This is a genomic window from Allobosea sp. P1_A7 (assembly GCF_056406775.1).
Genome location: NZ_JBFTZN010000223.1, coordinates 1 through 9,624 on the forward strand (window position 1 = coordinate 1; position 9,624 = coordinate 9,624).

A 9,624-nucleotide genomic window follows, 5' to 3' on the forward strand; every position below is an offset into this window, starting at 1 on the left:
TTTCAAGGGATGTCCGAAAACTCGGTGCGTCACGCCGGCGCATTTTGCGGCAGCCATTTCAGTCCGGAGATCGTCCGCTCCAGTCGTTGACGTAACGCAAGGCTGGATTTAACCCCGCTCTTCCCCGGTATGGGGCCACAGCTTTTGCGGGGGCGGGGGCAGCGATGCGAATGACGATAGACGGCGCGCGCGAGATGGCGCGCCACGCCGTGCTGGCCGCTGGAGGCAACGATGCTGTCGCAGCAGCGCTCGCGGATGCGACGATCGCTGCGGAAGTGTCGGGTCGTTCCTCTGTCGGGTTCGCGCATCTCCTGGACTATCTCGATGGTCTCGCGGCCGGGCGGATCGCGGGCTCCGTCACCCCGGGGATCAGCTTTCCAACCCCGGCCTCGATCCGGGTCGAAGCCGGGGGAGGCATCGCCCAGCTCGGTTTCGATCTCGCCTTTGCTGAATTGCAGGCGCGCGCCGGGCTCTATGGCCTCGCGCTGCTGATCCAGGCGAACAGCTACACGGTCGGCGAACTCGGCTACTACACCCGCCGGCTCGCCGAAGCGGGATTGATCGGGCTTGCCCTTGCCAATGGGCCGGCGCTGGTGGCGGCGGGCAAGAGCCAGGAGGCGGTCTACGGCACCAACCCGCTCTCCTTCGCCGCGCCCGTCGCGGGCGGCCAGCCCTTGGTCATCGACCAGGCCACGAGCGCGACGGCCTTCGTCAATATCAGGCAGGCCGCCGAGATCGGCGAGGCGATACCGCCGGGCTGGGCCGTGGATGCGAGCGGCCAACCCACCACCGATCCGCGCGCGGCGCTCACCGGAGCGCTTCTCGCTTTTGGGGGCGAGCGCGGCGCCAATATCGCGCTGATCGTGGAAACCCTGGCAGCCGGCGTCACCGGCGCGAACTGGTCGCTCGATGCGCCGTCCTTCGCCGGCGGCAGCCGATCCCCCGGCGTCGGGCTCCTGGTCGTCGCGCTGAAGCCGGAGCTCTTCGCTCCGGATTTTTCAGCCCGGCTGGCTGCGCATCTCACGCGCCTGGCGGGCAAGGGCGTCCATATTCCCGGACAAAGGCCGGCTCGCCAGGAGATCGAGCTGCCCGACGCGCTGGTGGAGGCGATCGCGCGATACTCCCTCGGGCTGGGCCAGCGGCGCGCTACTCCATGACCATCGGATGATCATCCGACGGCGCCTTCTTCTGCTTCGAGGTGACCAGCAGGGCGAGGAACGGCATGGCCGCGAGGCACAGGATCATCAGCAGCTTGAAATCGTCGATATAGGCGATGATCATCGCCTGCCGGGTGATGACCTCGTCGAGCGCGGCGCGCCCGGCCAGCGTCAGCGGATCCCAGGCATCCTTGATCGCCGGCATCTCGAAGATGCGGTTAAAGGGCGTGACGTAAGTCGCGATCTCGGCGTGGTTCACCTGGACGTTGCGGGTGAGCAGATAGCTGACGATGGAGATGCCGACGCTGGAGCCGATATTGCGCGACAGGTTGTAAAGGCCGGTGGCGTCGCCGCGATCCTGCGGCTGCAGCGTGGAGAAGGTCACGGTGGTCAGCGGCACGAAGAGCAGGCCCAAGCCCGCACCCTGGATGAAGCCGGTGACGATGATCGTCTGCTGCGAGACGTCCGGGGTCCAGCCGGCCATGTCGTACATCGCCCAGGCGCTGACGGCCAGGCCGGCGCCGAGCAGGATGCGGATGTCCACCTTGCCGATCAGCCGTCCGACCAGGAACATGCAGAGCATCGTGCCCATGCCGCGCGGGCCCATGACGACGCCGGCGGTGACGACGGGATAGCCCATCAGCGTCTGCAAATAGGGCGTCATCAACGCCAGGGAAGCGAGATAGGTGATGCCGACGATGAAGATGAAGATCATGCCGACGCTGAAATTGCGATCGAGGAACAGGCGCGGCTTGATGAAGGAGTTCTCTGCCGTGAGGGTATGGACCACGAGGATGTAGATCGCCGCGACGCAGACCGTCGCCTCGACGATGATCTCGAGCGACGAGAACCAGTCGAGCTGGGCGCCGCGGTCGAGGAAGAGCTGGAGCGAGGCGATGGCGAGGCTGAGCGCGCCGAAGCCGATCCAGTCGAGCCTGGCTAAGACGTTCGATTTCGTCTCGGTGACGAAGATCCCGACGCCCGCCAGGGCCAATGCGCCGAGCGGCAGGTTGATGTAGAAGACCCAGCGCCAGGAGATGTTCTCGGTCAGCCAGCCACCGATGACCGGGCCGAGCACCGGGCCGACCATGACCGAGACGCCGAACAGCGCCATCGCCGAGCCGCGCTCCTCCGGCGTGTAGATGTCGAGCAGGATGCTCTGGGACACCGGCACCAGGGCGGCGCCGAAGAAGCCCTGGAGCAGGCGGAAGCCGACGATCTGAGTCAGCGACTGCGCGGCGCCGCAGAGCATCGAGGCGACGACGAAGCCGATAATCGCGACCGAGAGCACGCGCTTCCTGCCGAAGCGGGCGGCAAGGAAGCCCGATGGCGGCGTCATGATCGCGGCCGCGACGATATAGGAGGTCAGGACCCAGTTGATCTGATCGGCGCTCGCCGAGACGCTGCCCTGGATATAGGGCAGCGCGACATTCGCGATCGTCGTGTCGAGAGCCTGCATGATCACGGCGAGGATCACGCAGACGGTGATGGCGCCGCGATTGGCGACCACGGGGGTCGCCGCCGTGGCGACACTCTCAGCCATTGTGAGTCTCGGTCTTGCCGAAGAGGTCCGAGACGAAGCTGGGCAGGCCGCGGGCGCGGCCGGTATCGACATCGAGCACGACGCTCATGCCGGCCCGCAACAGCGGCTTGCCGGCGGGCGTGTCGATTTTGACGCGCATGGCGATGCGCTGGACGACCTTGACCCAGTTGCCGCTGGTGTTCTGGGCCGGCAGCAGCGAAAAGCTTGCGGCCGAGGCCGGGCTGATGCTGTCGACCGTGCCGGTCCATTCGGCGCCGGGATAGGTGTCGACATAGACCCGCGCCTTCTGTCCCGGGCGGACCCAGGTCAACTCGGTCTCCTTGGGGTTCGCCTGGATCCAGACATGGTCGGCCGAGACTAGGCTGAAGCCGACTGTCGCGTCGGCAAGGTACTGCCCCTTCTGCAGCGAGGGCACATTGGTGACGATGCCGTCCATCGGCGCCTTGACCACGGTGTGATCGAGCTGGCGGGCAGCCTCGGCCCGGGCTGCGACGCTGTCCTTGTAGCGAGGGTGATCCTCGATCGGCGCATCGGGATTGCCGTTCAGGCTGGCGGCGATACCGATGAGCTGGCTCTGGAGCTGCGCTAGCTTCTGCACGGCGCCATCGAGATCGTGCCTGGCTGAATCATAGGTCACCTGCGAGGCGACCGCCTTGGTCGCGAGGTCCTGCTGCCGCTTGAAGGCGGTGGTGTAGTAATCGATGTCGGTCCTGGCCTGGGCGATCTGGCTCTGCATCGCCTTGTAGTTCGCCTTCTGCGCTTCAAGATCGTTGCGGACCACCCCAATCTGCGCGTTCGCCCGGTCGAGGGCGAAGCGGAACTGCGCGTCGTCGAGCTTGAACAGAACGTCCCCGGCCTTGACCTGCTGGTTGTCGCGCACGTCGATTTCGCCAACGATGCCGGCGACGTCGGTCGAGATGCCGACGATGTCGGCTTGCACATAGGCGTTGTCGGTCGACATGACCTGCCCGCCGACGACATACCAGTAGCCGCCCGCGGCAAGCGCGACGGGCAGCAACGCGAAGAGGATGGAGCGCTTCAGATTGCGCGGCTTGGCGGCGGGAGCGGCGCCGGCAGGGGCAATCGGAGCCTGCGCTGCGGTCTCGGGAGCCTTGGCGGCAGGTGCGGGCTGAGCCGAAGGCAGCCTCGGCTCGGGGCGGCGGATTTCGGTCACGTTGCTGGCCGCAGAAGGATCCGAGCCGTCGTTCCGGACGGGGTCGGGTTGTCTCGCTGTGTCATCCATCGGTCTTCGGTCCTACGGCTGGCGGCATCGCACAGGCCGCCGAGAGGTTCCCACGCATCGTCGTGAGCAGGGCGAGGAGCGCCTCGCGCTCGGCTTCGGAGGTGTCGGCGAAGGCCTCGGCGCGGGTGATCTCGCCGAGCTCGCGCATGGTCGCGAGGGTCGGCCCGGCCTTTTCGGTGAGGGAGAGCCGCCAGACGCGCCGGTCCGTGGCGTCGTGCCGGCGTTCGATCAGCCCGCAGCTTTCGAGCTTGTCGAGGATGCGGCCGAGCGTGATCGGCTCGACCTCGAGCAACTCGGCGAGGCCGCCCTGCCGGATGCCCTCGTTCTTGTCGAGATAGGCCAGCACCTGCCATTGCGACCGGGTCAGCTCCAACCCGAACCCGCGGGCATTCTGCTCGAAGCGCTTGCGCAGCAGTCGCGCGACATCGTGCAGGAGGAAACCGACAGTGCGCGAGGGCTGCTCTTTGGTCAGGGCTTTAGGCATGCTGTTCATAAGCATCCATATATTATTTTAGCTTAGGTTCTGCAATGCGCCCGACTCGTCTGGCCAGTTTCAATGTCGCGTTCGCCTCGCCGGGGCATCGATATGCGGCTCAGCCCCCGCTCAACGCTCGGGCGGCATGGTCGAGCGGCATCACGTCGATTCCGTCCCGGAATGGGTATGGCTCGACGCCCGGATAGATCACGATGCGTCGCTCGGGAGTGATATCCTCGCAAGCGTGATGAAATCCTCGCTCCACCTTCGGCGTGAGGCTGCGCTTGATCTCGATCGCCCAGGGCCGCCGTCCGGGCAGGGTCAGCACGAGATCGATTTCTGCGCCCGCAGCTGTGCGATAGAAGTTTGCCTGAGTGCCAGGTGGCACGGCGGCGATCAGAGTCTCGATCGCAAAACCTTCCCAGCTGGCGCCGGCGATGGGATGTCCGAGGACGTCCTCCAGCGTTTCGAGGCCGAGGAGCGTATGCGTGATCCCACTGTCCCGGACGTATACACGGGGTGATTTGACCAAGCGCTTTCCGGCGTTGGCGTGCCAAGGCTCAAGGCGACGGACGAGAAGCAGATCGACCAGGAGATCGAGATAGGACGCGACCGTCTTGCCGTCGACGCCAAGGGACCGTGCCAGCTCAGCTCCATTCAGCAGGCCCGACTGATGATGCGCGAGCATCGTCCAGAAACGCCGCAAAGTCTCAGCCGGGATCCGAGGACCCAACTGCGGAATGTCACGCTCAAGATAGGTACGAACGAAATCCTGTCTCCAGCGCTGGCTCACGCGAGCGCTGGCGGCCAGGAAGCTGTCTGGAAAGCCACCTCGCAGCCATAACCTGTTCAGATCCTCCCGAGGGACCTCAAGACCGTTGATCGGCTCGAGTTCAAGATACGAAATCCGGCCCGCAAGGCTCTCGCCTGATTGCTTCAGAAGCTCGATCGAGGCCGAGCCCAGCAGCAGGAAGCGCCCTGTCCGGTGGCCGGCACGTCGACCACGGTCGATCAATCCTCGCAGGTTCTGAAAGAGGCCGGGCAGGCGATGCACCTCGTCAAGGATCACCAGCTTGTCTTCGTGGCCTGCAAGATAGAGCTCGGGCTCGGTCAGCTTGGCGCGATCGGCATCCGATTCCAGGTCAAGATAGATCGAGGGGCGCGTCTCACCTATGGCGTGGGCCAGGGTTGTTTTTCCGACCTGCCGTGGCCCCAGCAATGCGACCGCCGGATAGCTGTCGATCAGATGGGTTAGTTCAGAAGCAATGCGACGCGGTATCATCCTTGCAATTATGGAGGAGAACTCCCGATTTGCAAGGTAACCCGTTTCCTGAGGGAGTGAAAAGGGTGAAGCCGACTGCGGCCGCGTTGACGAGCCGGTTCGCAAGATGATGCTCCCCGCGATCATCTGAGACAGCCCGCCGATCAAATGGCGCCGGCTCAGCGACCTCCCCCTTAGGGATGATGGTGCGCACGAGATCGAATGGGGTAGCTGGGATCCACACGATGACAGGCGGTGCGGGTTCACTCCACATCCTATCCGAGGCCATGCAATGAACGATCAAGCCCCGTCCAAGACGTTCCCCGTCGAGAGTGTACGCAGCCGGTTTCCGGCGCTTTCCAGGGTCGCCAATCCGCCGATTTATCTCGACAATCCCGCCGGAACACTGGTCCCGCAGCAGGTGATCGACGCCGTCGGCGCGGCCATGGCCGGTGCCAGCAGCAATCTGGGTGGGTTCTTTGCCGGTTCCAGGCGGGCTGACGCCATCTGGCTCAAGGCGCACCAGGCCGTGGCCGACCTGCTTGGGGCGGCATCCGAGCGCGAGATCGTCATCGGCCAGAACATGACCACGCTGACGCTGCATCTCTCACGCTCGATCGGCAGGCGGTTCCGGCCGGGCGACGAGATCATCCTCACCCGCATGGAACATGAGGGCAACGTCTCGCCCTGGCTGCTAATGGCGCGGGACCTGGGGCTGGAGGTCAAATGGCTGCCCTTCAACCGTGACAGCTGGCGCATCGAGCCGGAGGACCTCAGGCCACTCCTTAGCGACCGTACGCGCCTGCTCGCCCTCAACTACGCCAGCAACATGACGGGTTCCATCAACGACGTCGCCGCACTCACGGCCATCGCGAAGCAAGCCGGCGCATTGGTCTATGTCGACGCGGTTCAACTGGTGCCGCACCGGCTTCCCGAAGTCCACGCACTGGGCTGCGATTTCCTGGCCTGCTCGTCCTACAAGTTCTTCGGCCCGCACCTTGGCATGGTATGGGGGCGCGAGAGCCTGCTGGCCGAACTGGAGCCGTACAAGTGTCGCTGCGCCAGCGACGCCCTGCCGGAGCGCTTCGAAACGGGCACCCCGCAGACGGAGCTTCTGGCCGGACTTGCCGCGACGGTCGACTATCTCGAGTGGCTGGGTGAGGCCACCGGCCACCACGGAACGCGTCGCGAGAAGCTTTTGGGCGCTTACCGCAGCTTCGAGGCCTATGAGAACGTGCTGTCGCGCCGCCTGATCGGGGGGCTCCTGCGGCTGCCCCATGTCACCGTCCGCGGCATCACCGATGCGGCCTCCCTCGCTCACCGGGTGCCAACGATTTCCTTCACGCATGTGCATGTCTCGACCCATGTCATCGCGAAAGCTCTGGCGGAGCAGGACATCTGCGCCTGGTCGGGGCACAATTATGCGCTCGAGCCTGCGCGCCTGCTCGGGCTCGACGAAGACGAAGGCGTCGTTCGGCTGGGTGTCGCCCATTACAACACGATCGAAGAGATCGACCGGACCCTTGCCGCGATCGCCAAGATTGTTGGGCAGGATGCGGCCATGCTAGCCTGAGTCCGGCGGCAGTACAGGCGGGTCACGCAGCTGGACGAGGACTGAGTGCGTTGAATCGGGAGATACACGCGGGCATGATCGCGGCATTCAGCTTGGATGCCGCTCGCGCAATCGATCGGTTCGACCGTTCCGACAGCCCCTATTTGCTCCTGGACGCGATCAACCGCATCGTCCCCTTCAAGCTAGCGATGTCGGTGGTCTATCGGCGCGAGGCCGCCCCCGTCTATGTGGCCGACACCTTCGCCAACCGCTCCGGAAAGCGAGCGCTCGAGCTTTACATCGCCGGCACCTACATCCTCAATCCGGTCTACAATGCCTATCTCAACGGGCTGAAGGCGGGCATCTATCGCTTGCGGGAGCTCGCACCGGACGCCTATTTCACCTCCGACCACTACCGGCACTTCAAGGTCCAACAACAGGTGGACGAGGAACTCGGCTACCGCACCTATGGCTGGCCGGCGGGGATGGAGGAGGTGGTCGTCGCCGTCGAACTCCCCCAAGACGAGATGGCGGAGATCAGTTTTTATCGGCTGGCCAGCCTAGGCGGGTTCTCCGATGCCGACTGCGAGGCACTGCGGACCATCGAGCCCCTGATAGGGGCAATCTACCGCCGAATCTGGCAGCATTGCCGCCAGGACAGCAAGCGTGACACGCATTGGGCCTCCTTCGACCTCTTGCTGGGCGATTTCGGCAAGGGGAAACTCAGCCCGCGCGAATGCGACGTAGCCCACCTGATCCTGAAGGGCCATTCGGGCGAGTCGATCAGCSGCAATCTCGGCATTTCGGTGACGACGGTGAAGACCCACCGCCAGAACCTCTACGCCAAGCTCGGCCTTTCCACGCAACAGGAGCTGTTCTCTCTGTTCCTGATGTCGCTCCAGAGGCAGGATGATGTGTCGAGCCGCTCCGGCGGAGCGGCAGGTATGGTCCCCGCACGCTGAACGAGACCGCCGGCCGCAGACATGATCCAGCGGCGGGCGGCAGGACCGGCTTTCCTCAGCCCTTGGCGTCGCGGATCGCCGCGGAAATGCCATCCAGGCCCTCAGACAATTGCGTCAGCGTCGGCCAGCCAAAGCCGACGCGGAAATAGTTGTCTGGCATCTCGAACCAACGTCCGGCACCGACATAGGTGCCATGGACACTGTAAAGACGATGATAGAAGGTCGGCAGATCGAGCTTCACATCAGGCCTGATCCGCGGCAGGCAAACACAGCCGCCTTGGGGCTCGACCCATTCGACGAACTCGTCCCGTTCGATCCATGCCTTCACCAGCTCGAAGCCCTTGCGGATCAACAGGTTGTTGGGCTCGAGCCAGTCCCTGCGCTGGCTCAGCGCGATGTAGCCGACATACTCGTCGATCATGCTGCCCGAGATTCCGATCTGCTCCTTGGCGGCAAGAAAGAGCTGCATCAGCTTTGGATCGCGGCAGATCAGCCAGCCGATGCGGATACCCGGAATGCCATAGGTCTTCGACAGCGAGGAGACGCTGATCACGCGGGGGCTGAGCGTCGCGGCCACCGGTAGCATCTGGCCGAATGTCATCTCACGATAGGTCTCGTCGAACAGGAGGAAGCAGCCCTTCCTTTCGACGAGGGCGACGATGGCGTGCAGCTCGGCCTCCGAGATCATCACGCCGCTGGGATTATGCGGATAGGTCACCGAAACATATCTGGTGTTGGGCCGGATCGCCGCCTCGATCCGATCGATATCCAGGCGGAAGCCCGACTCGAAATCGAGATCAATGAAGGTGATGTCGCAGCCGATCGCGCGCGGCGTCTCGATGTTCGTCGCGTAGTTCGGGCGCACGACGACGAGATGCTGGTCCTTATCCAGAAGCGAGGTGGCGACCATGAAGAGGGCGGCCGAGGCGCCGGCCGTGATGAGGACGTCTTCTGCGTCGAGACCGGTACCGAGGCTCGCCACCGAATCCCTCAGGTCGATGCTGCCCTTATGATCGCCATAGCAGAGCAGGACGTCGTCCAGCTTGACGTTGAGTTCGCCCAACCTTCGGTCGGCGACCGAACTTTCTGACAGATTCCGACGGATCGTGTCGTATCCGAGCTGCTCTGGCGCTTCAATTTCGATCGGCATGCGCACGAATTTCAAGACCGGCCTCCCAGGCAAACGAGCACGATGCCGGGAAACTACGCAGCCTCCTCACCGCCGCGCCATCCTCCCTCAGGGGGATAACACCCGCGCCGGAAACGCTGGAATAGTATGCCGGCTAGGAGCCCGTCCGAGTAATCCTCTGGACGGGGTGGCTTCGGGATGATTCACTGGCTCATGGCCAAAGTGTTTCGCTCTTGGGATGTCGATCAGGGCTGGCTTTTGCCGCCTTCGCTGCATGAGTTCGTGCCGCCCGGTCACCTGGC

At 64.3% G+C, this 9,624-nt stretch carries 8 protein-coding genes; 3 read left to right on the forward strand and 5 right to left on the reverse strand.

Going from position 1 to position 9,624, the window contains the following annotated elements:
- The first annotated feature begins 170 nt into the window (after positions 1–170).
- A complete protein-coding gene (locus tag AC1D34_RS28065; RefSeq protein WP_476825966.1) occupies positions 171–1,157 on the forward strand; it encodes an Ldh family oxidoreductase in 987 nt (328 codons plus the stop codon).
- Here AC1D34_RS28065 and AC1D34_RS28070 read toward each other — a convergent pair.
- The 4 genes from AC1D34_RS28070 to AC1D34_RS28085 all read right to left on the reverse strand — a co-directional run bounded on the left by AC1D34_RS28070 (position 1,147) and on the right by AC1D34_RS28085 (position 5,700).
- Complete coding sequence (locus AC1D34_RS28070) at positions 1,147–2,700, reverse strand: DHA2 family efflux MFS transporter permease subunit (protein WP_476825967.1); 1,554 nt, start codon at positions 2,698–2,700, stop codon at positions 1,147–1,149. The two genes, AC1D34_RS28065 and AC1D34_RS28070, sit on opposite strands and share 11 nt — an antisense overlap.
- On the reverse strand, positions 2,693–3,943 hold the full coding sequence (locus AC1D34_RS28075; protein ID WP_441493368.1) for an HlyD family secretion protein: 1,251 nt from the start codon (positions 3,941–3,943) through the stop codon (positions 2,693–2,695). Before AC1D34_RS28075 ends, AC1D34_RS28070 begins: the two co-directional genes overlap by 8 nt.
- Positions 3,936–4,427, reverse strand: coding sequence for a MarR family winged helix-turn-helix transcriptional regulator (locus AC1D34_RS28080; protein WP_441493369.1), 492 nt, complete (start codon positions 4,425–4,427; stop codon positions 3,936–3,938). Before AC1D34_RS28080 ends, AC1D34_RS28075 begins: the two co-directional genes overlap by 8 nt.
- Before the next feature lie 109 nt (positions 4,428–4,536).
- Complete coding sequence (locus AC1D34_RS28085) at positions 4,537–5,700, reverse strand: ATP-binding protein (protein ID WP_476825970.1); 1,164 nt, start codon at positions 5,698–5,700, stop codon at positions 4,537–4,539.
- Between the two features lie 271 nt (positions 5,701–5,971).
- On the opposite strand from AC1D34_RS28085, the gene AC1D34_RS28090 reads away from it, so the two are divergent.
- Positions 5,972–7,252, forward strand: coding sequence for a cysteine desulfurase-like protein (locus AC1D34_RS28090; protein WP_476825968.1), 1,281 nt, complete (start codon positions 5,972–5,974; stop codon positions 7,250–7,252).
- A 74-nt stretch (positions 7,253–7,326) separates the two neighbouring features.
- Positions 7,327–8,193, forward strand: coding sequence for a helix-turn-helix domain-containing protein (locus AC1D34_RS28095; protein ID WP_476825969.1), 867 nt, complete (start codon positions 7,327–7,329; stop codon positions 8,191–8,193).
- A 55-nt stretch (positions 8,194–8,248) separates the two neighbouring features.
- Here AC1D34_RS28095 and AC1D34_RS28100 read toward each other — a convergent pair whose 3' ends face one another.
- Positions 8,249–9,349, reverse strand: coding sequence for a pyridoxal phosphate-dependent aminotransferase (locus AC1D34_RS28100; RefSeq protein WP_476825971.1), 1,101 nt, complete (start codon positions 9,347–9,349; stop codon positions 8,249–8,251).
- Positions 9,350–9,624: the final 275 nt, after the last annotated feature.